Below are 18617 nucleotides of genomic sequence, written 5' to 3'. Positions count from 1 at the left end.
GCAACCCGGCGCCCACCGAACCGACGGGATCAGTTCGCTTTCCGCAGCGCCTGCATCGCCTGTTGATCGTCGATCCGGACCAGGTTGGGCCCCCGCAGCGTGTACAGGAGGCCGTCCTCGTCCGCGGTGATGTGGGGGCCGCTGTACCAGCCGCCGTTGATGCCGGCCACCACCACTGACACAGCGAAGGTCATGGGGTCGATGCGGAAAACAGTGGTGTCGGAAACGCCGTACACGATCCCGCGGCTCACCTGGAGGGCGCCGAAGTCGGTGCACACACTGCTGAGGTCGCCGCGGTGGACCACCTGCCGGGTTTCAAGGTCGATGACGAAGAGGCCCGCCGCCCGCCGGGACATGCCGTAGAGGTACTTGCCCTGCACGGCCAGGGCAGCGATTCCCGCGGATTGGCCGGGATCCAGCCGCCACAACTCCTGATTCGCCACAGGATCCCAGGCCACCACCGTGCTCCGGGGGCCGTCGGGGTAGATGTTGTCGCCGCCCAGGTAGGCCGTTCCTTGGCGGGTGGCCACGGCGCGGACCATCTGGAGGGTATCGATCGGGTTCACGGTGGTGACCACTTGGGCGGTGGCCGGGTTGTAGGCGGCGAAACAGCCACCACCACCGGTGTCATTCTGGGCACCGGCGATCACCAGGCTGTTGACCGTGTCCCAACAGACATCCAACGGACGGTTCTGACCGGCCGGGAGTGCTGCCACCTGATGGGGGAGTTGGCCCGTGGCGGGATCGTACGAGAGGATGCCGCGGGAGTTGTACTGGCCCGTGAAAAGGACCCCGCCCACCACCACGGCGTCCTTTGCTTCACCGGTGGCCCGCAGGTAGGACACCTGGGAGATTGCTGGTTGGTGCCTGGCGATCACGCCTGTTCCGCCCACGTAAATGTCTCCAGCGCCGGCGGCGAGGCCCATGCACTGCTGCGGCCCGCCCGGCGCCCCGGCATCGGCCAGATCGTGTTTCACGGCGGTCTTGGCCACGGGGTCGATCTCGATGACATCGTAGGAGGAAACGGTCAACGCCTTACTGCCGTAGACATCCAGGCCCCACATGGCGCCAACGTCCTCCGTGAGGATCTGGGTGATCTTTTTGGTGGCCATGTTGTAGGACCAGACACCGGGTTCCTTCACGAAGAAGACCTGGTTCCCCAGCTGCCGGAACATGACACCTGTCTTGGCGATGATGGTGTACTTGGTGTGGTCCGTCAGGCTGATCAGCACGGACTTGCCCGGGCCCTTCACTCCGACGCCGAGCTGGCCGTCCAACACGCTGAGCGAGGTCACGGAAACCCCTGCTGCAACCTCGGCCGGGAGGATGTTGGTGAAAGCCTTGGTGGTCCGGTCGAACGCGAACAAGCGGCCAGGGCTTGAACCGTTGCCACCACCGAGCGTGCTGCCGGTGCCGAAATACACGTAGGCTGCCGTCGCGGCAACGGCCTGGGCGATCGTGGCCCCCGGGTCCGGGATGCCCCAGCTGGTGGTTGCGTTGGTGGCGGGATCGTATTCCCACAGGGACGGGGCGTTGGTGGTGAGTCCGCCGCCGGCCGCGTACACCCTGCCGTCAGGGGCCACGGCGAGCGCCCTGATATCGCGGTCACCCGTTTGGCCAACACCCACAGCCGGGGAGGCCGGAGTGTTGAGGTCCCAGCGGTAGATGTTCGGTTGGCCGTCCATGCCGTCGCGGAGCACGCCGGCGTAGAGGTACCGCCCGCTGGGATCTGCGGCCAGGGCCTGGATGCTGTAGCCCGAGCCCAGGTCCGTCCGCGACGTCACCCGTCCGGTCGGAAGGTGGTAGCCGATGATCCGCACGGGATTAAGGTTGCGGGATCCGATGTACACGGTGTCGCCCACCAGGAGTGAACTCATGAGGGAGAACTGCACGACGGCGGGCCCCAAGTCAGTGATCAGGGGCCCGGAAGCGGTCAAAGGCTTGGCAGCGTTGGCTGCGCCAGCGGACATCGAAGCGAACGCGGCGGCCAGTCCGGCCATTCCGCCGGTCTGAAGCAGCTGACGGCGATTCAGGGAAAAGGACATGGAAGGTCTCCTCATTGAGTATCCCGTTGGGGGGGTCCAGGGGGTGGTAGCTTCCGAGACGTTCCGGACACGTTCAGGGCACCTGCCATCCATGGTCCGTCCGCCCGCCGTCGAATTCCATGATTCGAACATTTTCAAACCTCGCGGTACCTATCGCTGCCCCGTCCGCGTGCATAAACTCGTGGCAACCACGTTCTGGTCTGTTCCGGAGAGGAGCGGCAGGTGAAAGCAGGCGTTGCACGCGAGGTACTCGAGGGCGAGTCGCGGGTGGCCGCCACGCCGGAAACTGTCCGGCAATTGACCGCACTGGGGCTCGATGTCGAGATTCAATCCGGCGCAGGCTCCGCTGCCGGTCACAGCGACCAGGAATACCGGGACGCAGGGGCCACGGTGGTGGCGGCCTTGGACCTCGGCTCCCTTGATGTTTTCTGCCACGTGCGCCCCATGGAACGTTCGACGGCGGCCGCCCTCCGCCGCGGTGCAGTGTCCATCGGGTTCGGGTCGCCGTCGTCGGAGCCGGCTACCGTCCAGGCGCTCGCCGCCGGCGGAATCACGGCGTTTGCCATGGAGCTGGTGCCCCGCATCTCCCGGGCGCAGTCCATGGACGCGCTCACCTCGCAAGCTTTGGTGGCCGGGTATCGCTGCGTTCTTGAGGCGGCCATTCGCCTGCCCCGGTTCTTTCCCCTGTACATGACGGCGGCCGGGACGGTCCCGCCGGCCAGGGTGTTGGTGCTGGGTGCAGGGGTGGCCGGATTGCAGGCCATTGGTACAGCCAAGAGACTCGGGGCGCGGGTGTCCGCCAACGACATCCGGCCGGCGTCCGCAGATGAGGTGGCGTCCATGGGTGGAACGTTCATCAAGCTGGACCTGGAAACGGCGGAAGCCAGCGGCGGTTACGCCCGCGAACTGAGCGCGGACAGGGGAGCGCTGCAACGGGCACTGCTGGCGCCGCACGTTGCCCAGTCGGACGTGCTGATCACCACCGCGGCCGTTCCTGGCAGGAGGGCCCCGGCCCTGGTCAGCCGGGACATGGTGCAGGGCATGAAAGCGGGCTCCGTGGTCATTGACCTCGCCGCGGAGTCGGGAGGCAACGTAGAGGGAAGCATCCCCGGACAAGAGATTTCAGTCCCGGCCAGCGGAGGTTTTGGCAGTGTCACGGTGGTGGGACTCAAGGATCCGGCATCGGCCATGGCAGCGGATGCATCGCGCCTTTACGCCAAGAACGTTGCCAACCTGCTGGCGCTCATGACCCGGGATGGCGTGGTGGCCCCCGACTTTGATGATGAGGTGGTGTCCGGGACCTGCCTGACCCACAACGGCAAGGTGGTCCACGCGCCCACAGCGGAAGCACTAGCGGCCCTCGCCGGCGATCCCGGGCCAGCCCACCAGCAATCCGTTCCCGTGGAAGGAGCGGGCTGATGGACGGCGTCAGTCTCCTGACCATCACGGTGCTGGCCGTCTTCGTGGGTTTTGAGGTGGTCAGCAAGGTATCCAGCACCCTCCATACGCCGCTCATGTCCGGAGCCAACGCCATCCACGGCATCATCCTGGTGGGGGCCATCATCGTGGCCGGGCAGGCACACGATCCGTGGGTGCTGGTTGTTGCGCTGTTGGCTGTTGTCCTTGCCACCGCCAACCTCGTGGGCGGCTTTGTGGTGACCGACCGCATGCTGGAGATGTTCCGCGGAAGGCAACAGCCGCCGTCGAACGCTGAAGCCGCCACACCGTCAGTCAAGCAGGGCCAGGCCCCTGCTTCCGGCGAGGAGGGGCGACGGTGACACTCCTTTCCCCAACGTGGACGGCGCTGTTGTATCTGGTGGCGGCGTCGTGCTTCATTTTGGCCCTGAGGGGCTTGAATTCGCCGCGTACTGCCCGGCGCGGAAATCTCCTGGGGGCGTTCGGTGCTTTGCTGGCCATTGCCACAGTGTTCCTGTCCGTAAAGCTGGACAACATCCCGTGGATTCTTGCGGCCATGGCGTTGGGCTCGGCCGTCGCGGCGCCGGTGGCACGCAGGGTGCAGATGACTCAGATGCCGCAGCTCGTGGCCCTGTTCAACGGCGTGGGCGGTGGAGCAGCGGCTCTGGTGGCGCTGCTGGAACTTCCCCACTCGGCGGACACGTGGGTTCGTGTGGCGATCGTATTCACGTTGCTGGTGGGCGCGGTGTCCTTCGCCGGTTCGGCGGTGACCTTTGCCAAGCTGCAAGGGCTCATGACTACCCGGCCCGTCACCTTTCCCGGGCTGCCGGTGCTCATGGGAGTGGTCCTGCTGGCGGCGGTGGCGGCCGGTGTCCTGGTGATCCTGAACGGCTCGCTTGTCTTGGCGGGTGTCTTAATGCTCCTGGGGCTAGGCGCCGGTATCTTCCTGGTCCTCCCGGTGGGTGGGGCCGACGTTCCGATCGTGATCTCGCTGCTGAATGCCTTCACCGGATTGGCCGTGGCTGCCTCGGGACTGGTGCTGGGCAACGTATTGCTGCTGGTGGCAGGGACATTGGTGGGAGCGTCCGGCACCATCCTGACCCGTGCCATGGCCGCCGCCATGGGCCGAAGCGTGGCAGGCATTATGTTCGGGGCCTTCAAAGGCGGCAGCACGGCCGGGTCCACGGAAGTGAGCAGCAGGCCGGTCCGTTCCTCCAGCGCCGAGGATGTTGCGGTGCTGCTCGGCTACGCGCAGCGTGTGATCATCGTCCCCGGCTACGGACTTGCTGTGGCACAGGGCCAGCATACGGCCGCGGAACTGGCAGCCACGTTGGAAGCCCGGGGGATCGAGGTGGACTTCGCCATCCATCCTGTGGCCGGCCGCATGCCGGGGCACATGAATGTCCTCTTGGCCGAAGCCAACGTTCCGTACGAGTCGCTGAAGGAAATGAGCGACATCAATGCGGACTTCAAGACCACCGACGTCGCGCTGGTAGTGGGCGCCAACGACGTCGTAAATCCTGCGGCCAAAACCACCTCCGGTTCGCCCATCTACGGGATGCCCATCCTGGAGGTCGCCGACGCCCGCCAAGTGGTGTTCCTCAAGCGGTCCATGCGCCCGGGATTCGCCGGGATCGAGAATGAGCTGCTTCATGAACCGCACACCACGTTGCTGTTCGGCGATGCCAAGGATTCGCTGACCAAAGTTCTGGGAGCGGTGAAGGCGCTGAACTGAACCCCCACACCCCCACGGAGAAGCAGCCCCGGGTGTGGCAGCTGCGGTGCTGTGACCAATGCCTCCCCACGCCGTCTGGTTAATAGCGTCATGTCCGGCCCGCCGCAGGCACCTGTCCTTTAAAGGAAGTGTGAGGTCCGGCAGCGAGGAGCAAACGGGTGCACTACAACAGAAGAGAGCCGCTGTTCGGAATCAGGCTCGAGCCCCTGCAGGGAAAACGGGTGACCAACTGGAGGTCCTTGGTGGGCCATACCGTCCAGATCTGGCATGGCAACCACGTGGTGGACCAAGGAGTGGTTGACGCGGTGACTGCTGATGGTGACGTTTTATGGCTGGTCCAACGGGGAGCTGTGGAGCGCCGGATGGTGGTCAAGGAACGCGGTGTGGGTCTGTGGATCCAGCTGGTTGGTTGAGGACCAGCCCGGTTCAAAGCCCGGCGCCTTTTTGAACCCAAAAGCCCGGCGTCCTCAAGGTGAGAACGCCGGGCTTTCAGGGTGCGCAGTCGCGCCGCAGTCCTAACGGAGGGTGCCGTTGTCCGGGTTGGGAACAACGCCGGAGTCGCGGGCGGCTGCCTGTGCTTTGAGGAGATCGCGGATCTCGGCCAGCAAAGCAGTGTCCGCCGGCAGCGGCTCTTCTTCGGGTTCCTCGGTGGCCAGGCGGTCCTTGACCAGGGAGTTGATCTTGTTCATGGGCGCTACGAAGATGAAGTAGACCACGGCCGCAGTGATCACAAACGTCACCAGCGCGGTGATGACGGCGCCGAAGTTGACGAACGTAGCGGGGTTGTTGTCCCAGATCTTGAAACCGAGTCCATCGGCGTTCATGCCACCGGCGGCGGCGATCACGGGGTTGATGATGTTGTTGGTGAAAGCAGCAACAAGCGCGGTGAAAGCGCTGCCGATGACAACGGCGATCGCCAGTTCGATCACGTTGCCGCGAAGAATAAAGTCCTTGAAACCCTTAAACATGGATGGTCCTCCGATTTGGGTGCGGGTGTCTGCCTCAGCAGACATCAAACTACCATCCCCGCGTTTCGGGTTTAAGGCCGGGATGTGATGGAGGGATGGGGAATTGGGGGTGGGATGTGATGGAGGGATGGTTTTTGGACTTGTTCGAGCGGAGCCGTTATGGTGTGAAGCGTGTCACCCAGTGTGATGCAACGCTTTTGATCTGCGGCGGGAGAGTCCTGCCGGTACATCCAGTCAGGCGCCGTAGGAGCAAATCCTCCCCAGGAATCTCTCAGGCCCATGTACCGCCGCGGGTAGGCAACTCTGGAAAGCAGTCCGGGTCACCGGGCTCACCGACGGTGCAAGCAGGAAACCATCCCTGCGGAATCTCTCAGGTCCAATACAGAGCGGGGAGGAACCCACGCAATCGTGGCGCTTAAGCAGGCGCCTGAATCATGGAGTTCCTTGTGACCGTTCAATCACATCACCCGCGGAGCGGCTTATCGGCGCACGACGCCGCGCTGGCAGCAGCCCCGGACGGGCAGCAATCCGGCAAGTACACAGCTCTGTACGAACAGCACAAAAAAGCCAACGCCTCCTTCACTGACTTCGGTGGCTGGCAGATGCCCCTTAAATACGAGTCCGAACTCGCCGAACACCACGCAGTCCGTAAATCAGCCGGCCTCTTTGACCTCTCCCATATGGGTGAAGTCTGGGTCACCGGCCCCGACGCTGCCGCGTTCCTGGACTACGCCTTGGCGGGCAAACTGTCCGGGATCCCGGTGGGCAAGGCCAAGTACTCCCTGATCTGCAATGCCGATGGCGGCATCATTGACGATCTGATCACCTACCGCAGGCCTTCTCCCCAGGAAAGCGTGGACAAGTACCTGGTGGTCCCCAACGCAGGCAATGCAGCTGCGGTGGCCGCGGCCTTGCAGGAGCGCGCGGCAGGGTTCGATGTCATGGTCGAAGATGCCTCTGCTGAAACGTCCCTGATCGCAGTGCAGGGGCCTGCCGCGGAAGCGATTCTGCTGGCGCTGGTCCCGGAAGAAGACCACGGTTTGGTGCGGGAGCTGAAGTACTACGCTGCGGTTGAGGTTCCGCTGACGTTCGACGGCGGGCCGCAGCACCTGCTCGTGGCACGGACGGGGTATACCGGCGAGGACGGGTTCGAGATCTACCTCTCCGCCGTGGATGCTCCACGTCTCTGGGAAGCGCTGCTTGGGGCCGGGGAGGGCCACGGCCTGATCCCCGCAGGCCTCGCTGCCCGTGATTCGCTGCGCCTGGAGGCGGGCATGCCGCTGTATGGCAACGAACTGACCCGGCACATCAATGCCTACACGGCGGGCCTGGGTTCGGTGGTGTCACTGACCAAGGACAGTGACTTCATTGGCAAGGATGCGCTGGCCGCGATCAAAGCAGCAGGTGTCGGCTCTGCACTGGGGCAGAAGCTCGTGGGCTTGAAGGGTGTTGGCCGTCGTGCCGCCCGTTCGCATTACGCGGTCCTGAAGAACGGTTCCCTGATCGGTGAGGTGACCTCCGGGCAGCCAAGCCCCACGCTGGGATACCCGATCGCTTTGGCGTACGTCGACGTCGAGCATTCTGCCCCGGGCACCACCGTTGAAGTGGATCTGCGCGGCAAGGCCGAACCGTTCGAAGTCGTCCAGCTGCCGTTTTATCGGCGCCAAAAACAAGCGAACCAGAAGACAGGAACGAAATGAGCAAAGTAGTTGCCGGGCTGAAGTACTCGGCCGAGCATGAATGGGTTGCCCCCGCTGAGGGGGACGGTCCCGTGGGGATCGGTATCTCTGCGGTGGCCGCCGACGCCCTGGGGGACATTGTGTACGTGGACCTGCCCGAGATTGGTTCTTCTGTGACCGCGGGGGCGACCTGCGGTGAGGTTGAATCCACTAAATCGGTATCCGATCTGTACTCGCCCGTGACCGGTGAGGTGACTGGGATCAATGACGCTGTTGTCAGCGACCCCGCACTCATCAACAACGATCCCTACGGTGCGGGCTGGCTGTTCAAGGTGGCTGCCACCGACGAAGGGCCGCTGATGAGCGCTGAAGATTATGCAGCAACCAATGGAGGAGAACTGTGAACGCTGAAACGTTGAACCATTACCAGCAGGTTGTGTCGGGGTCGTTGAATGCCCCGCTGTCCGAGCTGGATCCGGAGATCGCGGCGAAGATCGACGACGAACTGGGCCGCCAGCGCGATGGCTTGGAAATGATCGCCTCGGAGAACCACACTGCGGTTGCCGTGATGCAGGCACAGGGTTCGGTGCTGACCAACAAGTACGCCGAGGGCTACCCGGGGAAGCGTTACTACGGTGGCTGCGAACACGTGGATGTGGTGGAGCAGCTCGCGATCGACCGCTTGAAGTCCTTGTTCGGGGCCGGGTACGCGAACGTGCAGCCGCACTCCGGAGCGCAGGCCAACGCCTCGGTGATGCACGCGCTGATCAAGCCCGGCGACACCATCATGGGTTTGAACCTCGCCCACGGCGGGCACCTGACGCACGGCATGCGCATCAACTTCTCCGGCAAGCTCTACAACGTGGTCCCGTACGGGGTGCGCGAGGATACGCACACCGTGGACATGGCCGAGGTTGAGGCTTTGGCCCGGGAGCATAAGCCCGCCCTGATCGTGGCTGGCTGGTCCGCCTATGCGCGGCAGCTGGACTTCGCGGAATTCCGCAGGATCGCGGACTCGGTAGGCGCGTACTTGATGGTGGACATGGCCCACTTCGCTGGCCTGGTGGCCGCCGGGCTGCACCCCTCGCCCGTCCCGCACGCGCACGTCACCACGTCCACCACCCACAAGACCCTCGCCGGTCCGCGCGGCGGCATCATCCTCTCCAACGACGCCGACATCGCCAAGAAGATCAACTCGGCGGTGTTCCCGGGCCAGCAGGGCGGACCGCTGGAGCACGTGATCGCGGGCAAGGCCGTGGCGTTCAAAATCGCTGCCTCGGAGGAATTCCGTGAACGCCAGGAACGCGTCCTGGCCGGTTCCCGGATCCTCGCCGAGCGCTTGGTCCAGGACGATGTGGCAGCCAAGGGTATCGCCGTGGTGTCCGGCGGAACTGACGTTCACTTGGTGTTGGTGGACCTGCGCAACTGCGGGCTCGACGGCCAGCAAGCCGAGGACCGCCTCGCCGCGATCGACATCACCGTCAACCGCAACGCGGTCCCCTTCGATCCGCGCCCACCCATGGTTACCTCCGGCCTCCGCATCGGCACCCCGGCCCTCGCTACGCGCGGGTTCGGCGAAGCGGCCTTCCGCGAGGTGGCGGACATCATCGCCGAAGCATTGATCGCCGACGCCGGAACGGACCTTTCCGGGCTCCGTCACCGCGTGGAGGCACTCGCCGCTGCGCACCCGCTTTACCCCGGTACAGCCAACCTCAGCTGAACCCATTCCAGGGTCACCCTGCGGATTGTTCCGTTACACGGCATGATCCGCAGGGCCCCGGCCACCGGCCCCCGATCAACGGTGTGCCACCAGCTCTATGAAAGAAGTCCAGTGACTCTTGCACCTGAAGGCCGTAAGTTGCTGCGTGTTGAGCAGCGTAACGCGGCGGTACCTGTTGAGCGGAAGCCTGAGTGGATCAAGGCGAAGGTCCAGATGGGGCCTGAGTTTGTTCAGTTGAAGAACTTGGTGAAGAAGGAAGGCCTGCACACGGTGTGTGAGGAGGCCGGGTGCCCGAACATTTTTGAGTGTTGGGAAGATAAGGAAGCGACGTTCCTGATCGGCGGGTCCGAGTGCACCCGGCGCTGTGATTTCTGTCAGATCGATACCGGGAAGCCTTCGCCGGTGGACAGGTTCGAGCCCACGAAGGTGGCCCGCAGTGTCCAGGCGATGCAGTTGCGGTACGCCACGGTCACCGGGGTGGCCCGGGATGATCTGGAAGATGAGGGCGTGTGGTTGTACGCCGAAACGGTCCGGAAGATCCATGAGCTGAACCCGGGCACCGGGGTGGAGTTGTTGATCCCTGACTTTTCCGGCAAGCCTGAGCACATCGCGGCGATCTGCGAGTCCAAGCCTGAGGTGTTCGCGCATAACGTGGAGACCGTGCCGAGGATTTTCAAGCGGATCCGGCCGGCGTTCCGGTACGAGCGGTCCTTGGATGTCATCACCCAGGGCAGGGATTTGGGGATGGTCACCAAGTCCAACCTGATCCTGGGCATGGGTGAGACCCGTGAGGAGATCTCCGAGGCGTTGCGGGATCTGCACGGGGCCGGGTGTGACCTGATCACGATCACCCAGTACCTGCGCCCGTCCGAGCGGCACCTGCCCGTGGACCGGTGGGTCAAACCCCAGGAATTCGTGGACCTCCAGCACGAGGCCGAGGAGATCGGTTTCCTGGGCGTCATGTCCGGACCGTTGGTGCGTTCCTCGTACCGGGCCGGGCGGTTGTGGGCCACCGCGATGCGGAAAAAGGGCTGGGACATCCCCGAAGCCCTGGCCCACATCGAATCCTCCGGCACCACCCGCCAGGAAGCCTCCACCATCCTCGCCGCCGCCCACCACTAAGACCGCCGCCCCACTGGAACCTTCACGTGGCAGGACTCTCCGGTGACGTCGACCGGGTTGGGTTAAGCGCGCGGAGGGTGATGCCGCGCACTATCTGTCCCTTATCCCGGAGCAGCCCGGCGGCTGGAGCGTAACCTAGGAAAGGACGCCAGCGCCGTCGTCGTACGTTTGAATCTGCGACGAAAGGCGAGCCGCCCCTTGAAGGCTGTAGCGGAACTGTTCACCATGGGCCCGGGAAACAAGGACCACCATCCCGCCCTCCGCTGCGCTATTGGGGTGTTCGTTCCGCTGATTACGCTTGCGGTCCTGGGGCGCCTGGACCTTGCGGTGTTTGCCTCGTTCGGGGCGTTCACCGGCATCTATGGGCGCAACGAGCCCCACAGCGTCCGGTTCCGCAGCCAGCTGCGAGCCGGTACCTTCATGCTTTTCATCATTCTCTGCGCCACCCTGCTGGCACGCGCAGAACACCTCTGGGGGCTGGACAGCACCGCATATTCGTGGCTCCTGACTGCGGCAACCACCGTGGTGGCCGGTGCATGTTCAGTGGTGGTGGCGTTGTGGCGGCTCCGTCCGGGCGGTTCCCTGTTTCACATCTTTGCGTTCGCGGCCATCGCCTCCATTCCTGCGCAACCGCCGCTCTGGGAAGGGATGCTGGTGGCCGTGCTGACCACCGGGTTGTGCCTCCTGATAGGAATGTCGGCGCGGGTGGCGAAGAGCCACCGTACTCCGTGGAAGCGTCCCCCGCCCATCCGCCACACTCCTGCCGAACTCAGGGCCATCTGGCTGGAAGGCGGTGGCTACTTGATCGCCGCAGGGCTGGCCGGGACCATTGCCACCCTGGTGGGGGAGCGTTTGGGCTTCGGGCACACGTACTGGGCAATGGTTGCCGCGGTGGTGCCGCTGGTAGGCCACTCAACGCGCCATCGTGTGAGCCGGGGCATCCAAAGAATTGTGGGGACAGTGGCGGGCCTGGTGCTCTTGGCCGGCATTCTGTGGCTGAACCCTGCGCCCTGGGTGATGGTGCTGGTGATAGCCGCCTGCCAGTTCGGCGCGGAGATGTTTATTGCCAGGCAGTACTTTGTGGCCCAGCTTTTCGTGACGCCGCTGGCGCTCATTGCCACGCTTCTGGCGGCTCCCGTGGATCCGGGGTTACTCCTGAGGGATCGCATCATTGAGACCGTTATTGGCGCGGTGGTGGGTGTTGCCGTAGTGGTGGCACCGGCTCTTTGGAGGCGCTGGCGAGTGCGCTGACCGACGGTCCTTTAGGGCATTGGCTGCGTGATTTCAAGTATTCATCTATGCTTATTTGGTTAGACAACCGTGATACACGTCTACCAAAGGAACGGTGATGACAAGCCAAGCGGAGCGACAGGGTTACTGGTACCGGCTGGAGAGCCGCAAACAGATGGGGGCTGTGGATGTGCTGAACGCGCTGAGGGACTACCGTTCGGCGGAAGCTGAGATGCGCCGCCGCACACGCGCTTCCATGGGCATGGGTGAAACGGACCTGGCTGCGCTGCGTTATCTCCTGGAGGCCAAGCGCGGGGGCCGGGAAGTTGGCCCCAAGGAGCTTGCAGTTAACCTGGGCATCACCTCGGCATCCATGACATCGCTGGTGGACAGGCTGGTCCGTTCGGGCTTCGTCACGCGGGAGCCGCATCCCACTGATCGCCGGGCCCTCATTTTGAAGCCCACCTCGGGCTCCGAACAGGAGGTCCGGAGCACTCTGGGCGATATGCACTCCCGCATGATGGAGGTTGCAGAAACCCTGGACGGCGATGATGCGGCCGTCGTCGTGGATTTCCTCCGGCGGATGCGCAAAGCGATCGACAGCGTGGGCGCGCCCTAGCGGCCTGGGCAGGGCGTCGGTGCCTCATCTTGATTTCCCGCCGAAATGCAAACTGGACAAAAAGTACTAAGTACACATATAACTAGATAGCCAAGCTACTTACTAGTGAATGTGTGGAAGTCGATGACCGTCGAACTGCGTGAACCCAGCTCCACACCTGTCCGCTCCCTGTCCAACGCCGGCCAGGTAGTCGAAGACCTTCATGCCGGAGTTGCTCCCCACCAGCGGGCGATTCCTGCTGGTCCTGTTCATTGCGGTTCGCAGATGGCCATCTCCGCAGGACCTGCCTACAACAGCATGAAATGGGTCACTGTTGACCCCATCTGGCCGGAATGGGCCTGCGGGTGCGGCTTCCGCATGGACATCGAATCGGTTGACCCGGTCAGCGCCGTGTGGATCGCCGCCCTGCGGCGCCAAAGCCTGGAGCACGAACTGACAATTGCCCAGAACACTCTTGAACTGGCTTTCGGCAAGGCTGCAGCGGCTGGCGTCGACCCCTACGCGTTGGCTGAAGTTGCCGGCATCCCTGCCGCCGACGTGGAAATGCTCCTTCAATGACTCTTCTGGATGCAACGGCCGACCGCGCTGATCGCGGGGCCGCAGGCGCCAATGTGGTGCTTGGAGAACGTTACTGCCTGGGCGACCAGCTGGGTGGAGGGTCCGAAGCCACGGTTCATGAGGCTTTCGATCTCAAGACCAGCCGGGACGTAGCAGTCAAGATTTTCAGGGCAACAGAGCCGGCCAAGAGCGCTCCCTACCGCAGGGAGCTGGAGATCCACCGTCCCCTGCGCCACAAGAACATTGTCAGGGTGCTCGACGCCGGGATGACGGAGCCAACGGCTGCGGAGCCGGCCCGGAACTACCTGGTCATGGACAGGGTCAGCGGCAGGGACCTGCGGTGGTTCCTCCATGAGCAGGCTGCCTCGCCCGGGCAAACGGCGGAGTGGATGGCTGGCATCGCCCGGTCACTTGCCTACATCCATCGCCGCGGAGTGGTACACAACGACGTCAAGCCCGGCAACATCCTGGTGGACCTTGCGGCCGATCCCACCGGGCACGGCACGGCAAAACTGACTGACTTCGGCATCGCCATCAGCGGACGGCACACGGCGCCCGAGTCGTCGTCCGGAACCCCGCACTACCTCAGCCCCGAGGAAGTCTGCGGAGGCGAGGCCACTGCGGCCAGCGACATCTATTCGTTGGGTCTGGTTGCCCTTGAGTGCCTGACCGGAACGAAGGCTTTTCCTGGCCCTCCCTTGGAGTCCATGGTTGCAAGGACTCTCAGGGAACCCCGAATCCCCGGCACGGTGCGGCGGCGCTGGTCCATGGTGCTTCATGCCATGACCGACCCCGATCCTGCCGGTAGGCCATCTGCCAGCCAAGCTGTCGGTTTGCTCCGACGGCTTGACGGGTAGCCAACAACAAGGTCGATAGCGGAACGCGTCCTCGCACCGAACTGGGTCCTGACTAAGAAAGAGAGATTAAAAATGGGTTTCATTGGTTGGATTGTTTTGGGTTTGATCGCTGGCGCAATTGCCAAGGCCATCATGCCGGGCCGTCAGGGTGGCGGCTGGATCGCTACCCTGCTGCTGGGCATCGTAGGTGCCATCCTGGGTGGATGGATCGGCAGTGCACTGTTCAACGTTGGCATCAACGAGTTCTGGTCGCTGTCCACTTGGCTGCTGGCCATCGTGGGCGCACTGGTAGTCCTCTTCATCTGGGGCCTGCTGACGCGCAAGAAGGCATAACTGCCTGAACAACTTGGGGCCCGGCGCCGCTGACTGAGTCAGCAGTGCCGGGCTTTTTGGTGTAAAAGCTGCCCGCTCTCCCGGTCATATTCGGCCCCCAGGGGGCGGGTTTCCGAAGACTTCCACGCCACGGTTACGCTGCACCTCGTCACCCATACAGCTTGCGAAGGGCCAACGATGCACTCTTCGGACACAGCGCAGTCCACCGTCCCCCTCCCGGCCGAGCGGCCCGGCACGCGTCTTGTCGGTCAGCACCTTGCCGGTCCTGACCAAGAACGCGGTTTGGTCGGTATTGCCCTGGGCGCCTTGGGGGTGGCAGCCATGGTTGGACTCCTGGCCCTCCTGTTGGAAGCGCTCCGGGAGGCAGCTGCGCAAGGATCCTTTGCTCCGGGTGTTCCTGGCCTCGATGGCAGTTACAGCGACTGGCTCCGGGACGCCGCCAGCTTTCCGGTGCCGGCATTGCTCTGGGTCCTTGGCGACCTCACGGAGCCGTTGTTCTACAAGTCCTCCCTGGCTGCGGCGGGCCTGATCGCCGGTGTGCTTTTTGCCTGGACAGCCATCGCCGCCCGACACAGATGGGCAGGATCCCTGGGGGACGGCACCAGCCGCTGGCCATGGGTGGTGGCCTCCGCTGTGCTGAGCCTGCTGCTGTCCAACCTGGCGTTCGGTTGGATGCTCGACGGCGGATGGCAGCCGACGTTTGTGCCTCTGGTGAGCGTGGCTCCCGCGATAGTCATCCTCTACGGTGGTGGCTGGCGAACCTGCGTTACAGGGGCAGTCCTGGGTGCTGCATTCGTCACGCCCCTGGCCTTGGTGTTCATTGCTACGGTTTCGACGCCGCTGGATCTCCCACCCGTTGTGGCCAACGTCCTGGCCATGTCCGCAGGGTGCGGCCTCGCTTTCCTTCTGGCCCGGCGACTACCGTGGCTCGAACTGCAGAAGCCGGGACCGCGTGCACAACTTGATCAGCCGTCGTCGGGCGTCCGACTGTCACTCCTGGGCGACGCCCGGTGGGGTGCGCGCCGGGTCCTTAAGGATTTCACGGAAACTCATTTCATCGCCAATGAAGTTGCCTCGTTGGGCATGGTGCTGGGCGTATGTGTGGCGTGGGCGTTCAGTCCGGCTTTGCCCGCCTACGGCTCACACCTGTTGCCGCACATCCTGTTCGCGCAGGCGCTGACCTCAGCCATCGGCGTCGTGCTCTGGCGGAAGTGGTACCGGCGTGGCGGCTGGGCGGCCACCTACGCGTCGGTGGTCTCGGTGGCGCCGGCCGCGGTCCTTATGTACGGCGGCTCCTGGACTGGCGTGGTGGGCGGAGCTGTTCTAGGGGCAGTGCTGGCGCCACCGCTGGCTCGCCTCATCGCAGCCCGGCTGCCGGGAGATTTCCACCCGGTGGTTGCCAACACGGCGGCAATGGCAGTAGCCACGGCATTGACCCTTGTCGTGCTGGGATTTGTGCCTGGAGGCTAGCCGCCCACGTGGTGAATGGTGAAGGCGCTCAAGAACCCGACGGCGGCAGTCAGCCCGGTCAGGTTGTGATGCTCCTCGAATGCTTCGGGAATCATGGTGTCCGCAAGCATGGCCAGGATGCCACCGGCAGCGATGGCCGTAATGAACGCGATGACGGTCTCCGGTGCGTTTTCCAAGGCGGTGTAACCCAGGAGGGCCGCCAGACCGCTGAAAAGGGCAATACCACTCCAGGTTCCAAAAACGTAGGCGGGGCTGCGCCCGGACTTCTTCATCCCTGCCGTGCTGGACAAGCCCTCCGGAACGTTGGAGATGAACACCGCTGCCAGCATGGCAGGGCTCACGGCACCACCGGCCAGGAGGCCCACGCCAAGGACAACAGATTCGGGAATCCCGTCAATCAAGGCGCCTACCGCAATGGCGGTTCCGCTCCCCGGTGAATCCTTCTCTGATGGTTGGGTGCCCCCTGAACGCTTCCGGTGCTTTGCGCCCGCACGGGCCAACAACACATTGGAGCCAACAAAAATCAAGGCGCCCAGGAGGAAGCCCAGTACGGTGGGAAGCAGGCCTCCGCCCTGGACCGCCTCATCCACCAGTTCGAATGCCAACGCCGAGATCAGCACGCCGGCGCCGAAGGCCATGACCGTCGACACCACTTTGGGCGCTACCTTCCATATCCAGGCGATGCCGGCCCCAAGCACCAGCGCCCCGCCGGCCAGTGTGCCCCACATCAGCGCTTGCAACCACATCGGCATTGAACTGCCCTCTCATCGCCTGGTCATGTGCATCAAGCAGTGTTTCATAAGGAGCCTGTGAATTGTGAAACGCCTTGAGGGAACCCTGAGCAATCCTGAGTCAGTGTTGTGGGTTTGTGGTGGTGGTTCTTGATCCGGTCCCGGGAAAGTAGTTCTTGTCAGCCACACAGGCCGGCACCCAAGGGCACAAAGAACAGGCCGGCCGGAAGCGGTGGCCAACTGAAAGGACACTGATCCCCATGGCCATCAGCCTCAAAACCACCTCCGGCAAAATCCTCGCCTCCATCGCACTGGTCGGCACCGCAGCCGCCGTCGCCGGCATGGGAACCTACGGCGCGTTCACCTCCTCCACCTCCGCCTCCCAGGCCGTCACCGCAGGAACGGTCACCATCGCCCTGGGCGCCCCCGGAGCTGCGAACACCCTGAACGTTCCCGTCACCAACATCCTGCCCGGCGACAAAGTAGAAAAACTCGTCACCCTGGCCAACACCGGCAACTCAGACCTGAACACCATCACCCTCACCACCAACGCCGGAACCACCGCCTCCCTGCTCACCACCGACGCCACCAACGGCCTGCAACTGACCATCGAAAACTGCTCTGTTGCCTGGACCGGAACCGCAGCCCCCTACACCTGCGCCGGCACCAAAACCACCGTCCTGGCCAACGGCCCCGTCATCGCAGCGAACAAAACCCTGAACAACCTCACCGCCCTGACCAACACCAAAACCGACAACCTCAAAGTCACCACCACCCTGCCCACCACAGCAGACAACACCTTCCAAGGCGCCACCTCCACCATCGCCTTCGCCTTCACCGGCACCCAACGCACCGAAACCACCAAGTAAGAAATCCTCCAACCGCTGGGCCTGGTCGGGCGCCCCCCTGCCCGACCAGGCCCAGCGGCTTTCCTGATCAACTCTTGAGGCTCGGCCGCATGCTGGCTTGAGATCCACACGACAGACTGAAGTCACAACGAATCCCCGGAAGGAACGCCAGACATGAGCGCACTGAGCACCATCACCAGCCCCGCCCTTCACGGCCGGCGTTCCGCCACACGCACCAGCGTTGAGGCTGCGCCCCGTTGTGAGCCTGCCAATGAGGCTGCGCCCTCCCCGGTAGCCCAGCCTGCCGCCGTCGAGACTTCCGGTGACTCAGCGAGTTCCGGTGACTCCGCCGCCCGGCCCGCCGGCACCTTCCGCCGGGTAGCCGGCAAGGCCTTCAAGGGTCTGGGCGTGGGCCTGTTGGTGATCGCCGCACTGGTCTTCGTGTTCCTGGCAATCGGCCCACGCGTCCTGGGTTACCAGACGTCCACCATGCTCACGGGATCGATGTCGCCACTGATCAATCCGGGTGACGTGGTGGTCACCGTCCCGACTCCCGTCAACGACGTCAAGGTGGGCGACATCATCACTTATCACATCCCCGTTGAGGACCAGCGGGTGGAGACGCACCGCATCACGGAAATCACCACCACAGCGGATGGTGGCGTCGCTGTCCAGACCAAGGGCGACGCCAACAACGGCATCGACCCGTGGATTGCCACGCTGCAGGGCAAAACCGTCGACAAGCAGGTGGCCACCATCCCTTACGTTGGCAATGCCATCCGTGCCCTGCGCGAACCGATCGTCCTGAACATCCTCATGTACGGCGCGCCGGCCATCCTGGTCATCGGAATGCTGGCCTCCATCTGGACCAAGAACCCCACCGACACCTCCGCGAAGGACGCCATTGAGCCGCAGGTTGCCACCAGTGAGTGAAGCCTGTGGACTCCCTGCGCTGGAACCGTCGCGGGTGCGGATCCTGGCTGAAGAGCTGGGGGATTCCGCACCGGCTCACCGGTTCGTTGCCACCTATCTGTCCATGTTGCCGGCCAGGTTTTTGCGGATATCGGACGGCGTGTGCCAACGCGATCCGGACGCCAGCATGGACGCAATCCTGAGCCTCAAAATCTCCTCGGCCATGGTTGGTGCGTTGGAAACCGAGCGGCATTGCCGGGCCATGGAAGCAATGGTCCGTTGCGAGCAATTCGCTGATGCCGCCAGCGCTCTCCCGGCCCTTCGCCGATCAACCGAGGACTGCCTGGCCGTGTGGCCGCAGACCATCGGCTGAC

At 63.9% G+C, this 18617-nt stretch carries 20 protein-coding genes and 2 riboswitches; of the genes, 17 read left to right on the top strand and 3 right to left on the bottom strand.

The window, feature by feature from the left end; all coding sequences use genetic code 11:
• Positions 1-29: 29 nt before the first annotated feature.
• Positions 30-2045 (bottom strand): hypothetical protein, encoded by a 2016-nt coding sequence (locus JOE60_RS17420; RefSeq protein WP_167267808.1) that lies wholly within the window; start codon positions 2043-2045, stop codon positions 30-32.
• 222 nt (positions 2046-2267) lie between these two features.
• Between JOE60_RS17420 and JOE60_RS17415 the strand changes: the two genes are divergently transcribed.
• The 4 genes from JOE60_RS17415 to JOE60_RS17400 all read left to right on the top strand — a co-directional run bounded on the left by JOE60_RS17415 (position 2268) and on the right by JOE60_RS17400 (position 5609).
• Positions 2268-3464, top strand: coding sequence for a Re/Si-specific NAD(P)(+) transhydrogenase subunit alpha (locus JOE60_RS17415; RefSeq protein ID WP_167267806.1), 1197 nt, complete (start codon positions 2268-2270; stop codon positions 3462-3464).
• Positions 3464-3823, top strand: coding sequence for an NAD(P) transhydrogenase subunit alpha part 2 (locus tag JOE60_RS17410; RefSeq protein ID WP_167267804.1), 360 nt, complete (start codon positions 3464-3466; stop codon positions 3821-3823). The genes JOE60_RS17415 and JOE60_RS17410 overlap by 1 nt, the downstream gene beginning before the upstream one ends.
• Entirely contained in the window at positions 3820-5196 is a 1377-nt protein-coding gene (locus JOE60_RS17405; protein ID WP_167267802.1) for an NAD(P)(+) transhydrogenase (Re/Si-specific) subunit beta, read from the top strand. The genes JOE60_RS17410 and JOE60_RS17405 overlap by 4 nt, the downstream gene beginning before the upstream one ends.
• Before the next feature lie 221 nt (positions 5197-5417).
• Positions 5418-5609 carry a hypothetical protein gene (locus JOE60_RS17400; RefSeq protein ID WP_239529143.1) on the top strand — a complete coding sequence of 64 codons (192 nt, stop codon included), beginning with the start codon at positions 5418-5420 and terminating at the stop codon, positions 5607-5609.
• 102 nt (positions 5610-5711) lie between these two features.
• On the opposite strand, the gene mscL is transcribed toward JOE60_RS17400, so the two are convergent.
• A complete protein-coding gene (mscL, locus tag JOE60_RS17395) occupies positions 5712-6164 on the bottom strand; it encodes a large conductance mechanosensitive channel protein MscL (protein WP_167267800.1) in 453 nt (150 codons plus the stop codon).
• A 198-nt stretch (positions 6165-6362) separates the two neighbouring features.
• A riboswitch (glycine riboswitch) is annotated at positions 6363-6461 on the top strand.
• A riboswitch (glycine riboswitch) is annotated at positions 6462-6559 on the top strand. It abuts the riboswitch before it with no gap.
• 105 nt (positions 6560-6664) lie between these two features.
• On the opposite strand from mscL, the gene gcvT reads away from it, so the two are divergent.
• The 10 genes from gcvT (at position 6665) to JOE60_RS17345 (ending at position 15752) form a co-directional block, all read left to right on the top strand.
• Positions 6665-7864, top strand: coding sequence for a glycine cleavage system aminomethyltransferase GcvT (gene gcvT / locus JOE60_RS17390; protein WP_239529132.1), 1200 nt, complete (start codon positions 6665-6667; stop codon positions 7862-7864).
• A complete protein-coding gene (gene gcvH / locus JOE60_RS17385) occupies positions 7861-8247 on the top strand; it encodes a glycine cleavage system protein GcvH (protein ID WP_167267796.1) in 387 nt (128 codons plus the stop codon). Before gcvT ends, gcvH begins: the two co-directional genes overlap by 4 nt.
• Positions 8244-9563, top strand: a complete 1320-nt coding sequence (glyA, locus tag JOE60_RS17380) for a serine hydroxymethyltransferase (protein WP_167267794.1) — start codon at positions 8244-8246, stop codon at positions 9561-9563. Before gcvH ends, glyA begins: the two co-directional genes overlap by 4 nt.
• 111 nt (positions 9564-9674) lie before the next feature.
• The gene (gene lipA / locus JOE60_RS17375) at positions 9675-10685 is read left to right on the top strand and encodes a lipoyl synthase (protein ID WP_204814870.1); all 1011 of its coding nucleotides are present in this window, start codon (positions 9675-9677) and stop codon (positions 10683-10685) included.
• A 198-nt stretch (positions 10686-10883) separates the two neighbouring features.
• Positions 10884-11936, top strand: coding sequence for an FUSC family protein (locus JOE60_RS17370; protein WP_167268477.1), 1053 nt, complete (start codon positions 10884-10886; stop codon positions 11934-11936).
• 97 nt (positions 11937-12033) lie between these two features.
• Positions 12034-12534, top strand: coding sequence for a MarR family winged helix-turn-helix transcriptional regulator (locus tag JOE60_RS17365; protein ID WP_167268479.1), 501 nt, complete (start codon positions 12034-12036; stop codon positions 12532-12534).
• Between the two features lie 123 nt (positions 12535-12657).
• Positions 12658-13092: a hypothetical protein gene (locus JOE60_RS17360; protein WP_167268481.1), complete on the top strand. Its 435-nt coding sequence runs from the start codon at positions 12658-12660 to the stop codon at positions 13090-13092.
• The gene (locus JOE60_RS17355) at positions 13089-13949 is read left to right on the top strand and encodes a serine/threonine-protein kinase (RefSeq protein ID WP_167268483.1); all 861 of its coding nucleotides are present in this window, start codon (positions 13089-13091) and stop codon (positions 13947-13949) included. The genes JOE60_RS17360 and JOE60_RS17355 overlap by 4 nt, the downstream gene beginning before the upstream one ends.
• Before the next feature lie 72 nt (positions 13950-14021).
• Positions 14022-14282: a GlsB/YeaQ/YmgE family stress response membrane protein gene (locus tag JOE60_RS17350; protein ID WP_167268485.1), complete on the top strand. Its 261-nt coding sequence runs from the start codon at positions 14022-14024 to the stop codon at positions 14280-14282.
• Positions 14283-14459: 177 nt separating this feature from the next.
• The gene (locus tag JOE60_RS17345; protein WP_167268487.1) at positions 14460-15752 is read left to right on the top strand and encodes a potassium channel family protein; all 1293 of its coding nucleotides are present in this window, start codon (positions 14460-14462) and stop codon (positions 15750-15752) included.
• Here JOE60_RS17345 and JOE60_RS17340 read toward each other — a convergent pair.
• The gene (locus tag JOE60_RS17340) at positions 15749-16504 is read right to left on the bottom strand and encodes a ZIP family metal transporter (protein WP_167268489.1); all 756 of its coding nucleotides are present in this window, start codon (positions 16502-16504) and stop codon (positions 15749-15751) included. The two genes, JOE60_RS17345 and JOE60_RS17340, sit on opposite strands and share 4 nt — an antisense overlap.
• Before the next feature lie 239 nt (positions 16505-16743).
• On the opposite strand from JOE60_RS17340, the gene JOE60_RS17335 reads away from it, so the two are divergent.
• The 3 genes from JOE60_RS17335 to JOE60_RS17325 all read left to right on the top strand — a co-directional run bounded on the left by JOE60_RS17335 (position 16744) and on the right by JOE60_RS17325 (position 18616).
• Positions 16744-17352 (top strand): TasA family protein, encoded by a 609-nt coding sequence (locus JOE60_RS17335; protein WP_167268491.1) that lies wholly within the window; start codon positions 16744-16746, stop codon positions 17350-17352.
• A gap of 153 nt (positions 17353-17505) precedes the next feature.
• Positions 17506-18264 carry a signal peptidase I gene (locus JOE60_RS17330; RefSeq protein ID WP_167268493.1) on the top strand — a complete coding sequence of 253 codons (759 nt, stop codon included), beginning with the start codon at positions 17506-17508 and terminating at the stop codon, positions 18262-18264.
• Entirely contained in the window at positions 18257-18616 is a 360-nt protein-coding gene (locus JOE60_RS17325; protein ID WP_314325888.1) for an Hpt domain-containing protein, read from the top strand. The genes JOE60_RS17330 and JOE60_RS17325 overlap by 8 nt, the downstream gene beginning before the upstream one ends.
• Position 18617: the final 1 nt, after the last annotated feature.

The sequence above is a fragment of the Paenarthrobacter ilicis genome (assembly GCF_016907545.1).
GTDB lineage: Bacteria > Actinomycetota > Actinomycetes > Actinomycetales > Micrococcaceae > Arthrobacter > Arthrobacter ilicis.
Note: the sequence above shows the minus strand (reverse complement) of the source record. Positions and strands in the feature narration are given on the sequence as shown.

Coding starts and splice junctions, on each gene's coding strand:
- JOE60_RS17420 (WP_167267808.1), bottom strand. CDS start 2,045: ATGTCCTTTTCCCTGAATCGCCGTCAGCTGCTTCAGACCGGCGGAATG.
- JOE60_RS17410 (WP_167267804.1), top strand. CDS start 3,464: ATGGACGGCGTCAGTCTCCTGACCATCACGGTGCTGGCCGTCTTCGTG.
- mscL (WP_167267800.1), bottom strand. CDS start 6,164: ATGTTTAAGGGTTTCAAGGACTTTATTCTTCGCGGCAACGTGATCGAA.
- gcvH (WP_167267796.1), top strand. CDS start 7,861: ATGAGCAAAGTAGTTGCCGGGCTGAAGTACTCGGCCGAGCATGAATGG.
- JOE60_RS17365 (WP_167268479.1), top strand. CDS start 12,034: ATGACAAGCCAAGCGGAGCGACAGGGTTACTGGTACCGGCTGGAGAGC.
- JOE60_RS17360 (WP_167268481.1), top strand. CDS start 12,658: ATGACCGTCGAACTGCGTGAACCCAGCTCCACACCTGTCCGCTCCCTG.
- JOE60_RS17355 (WP_167268483.1), top strand. CDS start 13,089: ATGACTCTTCTGGATGCAACGGCCGACCGCGCTGATCGCGGGGCCGCA.
- JOE60_RS17350 (WP_167268485.1), top strand. CDS start 14,022: ATGGGTTTCATTGGTTGGATTGTTTTGGGTTTGATCGCTGGCGCAATT.
- JOE60_RS17345 (WP_167268487.1), top strand. CDS start 14,460: ATGCACTCTTCGGACACAGCGCAGTCCACCGTCCCCCTCCCGGCCGAG.
- JOE60_RS17340 (WP_167268489.1), bottom strand. CDS start 16,504: ATGCCGATGTGGTTGCAAGCGCTGATGTGGGGCACACTGGCCGGCGGG.
- JOE60_RS17335 (WP_167268491.1), top strand. CDS start 16,744: ATGGCCATCAGCCTCAAAACCACCTCCGGCAAAATCCTCGCCTCCATC.
- JOE60_RS17330 (WP_167268493.1), top strand. CDS start 17,506: ATGAGCGCACTGAGCACCATCACCAGCCCCGCCCTTCACGGCCGGCGT.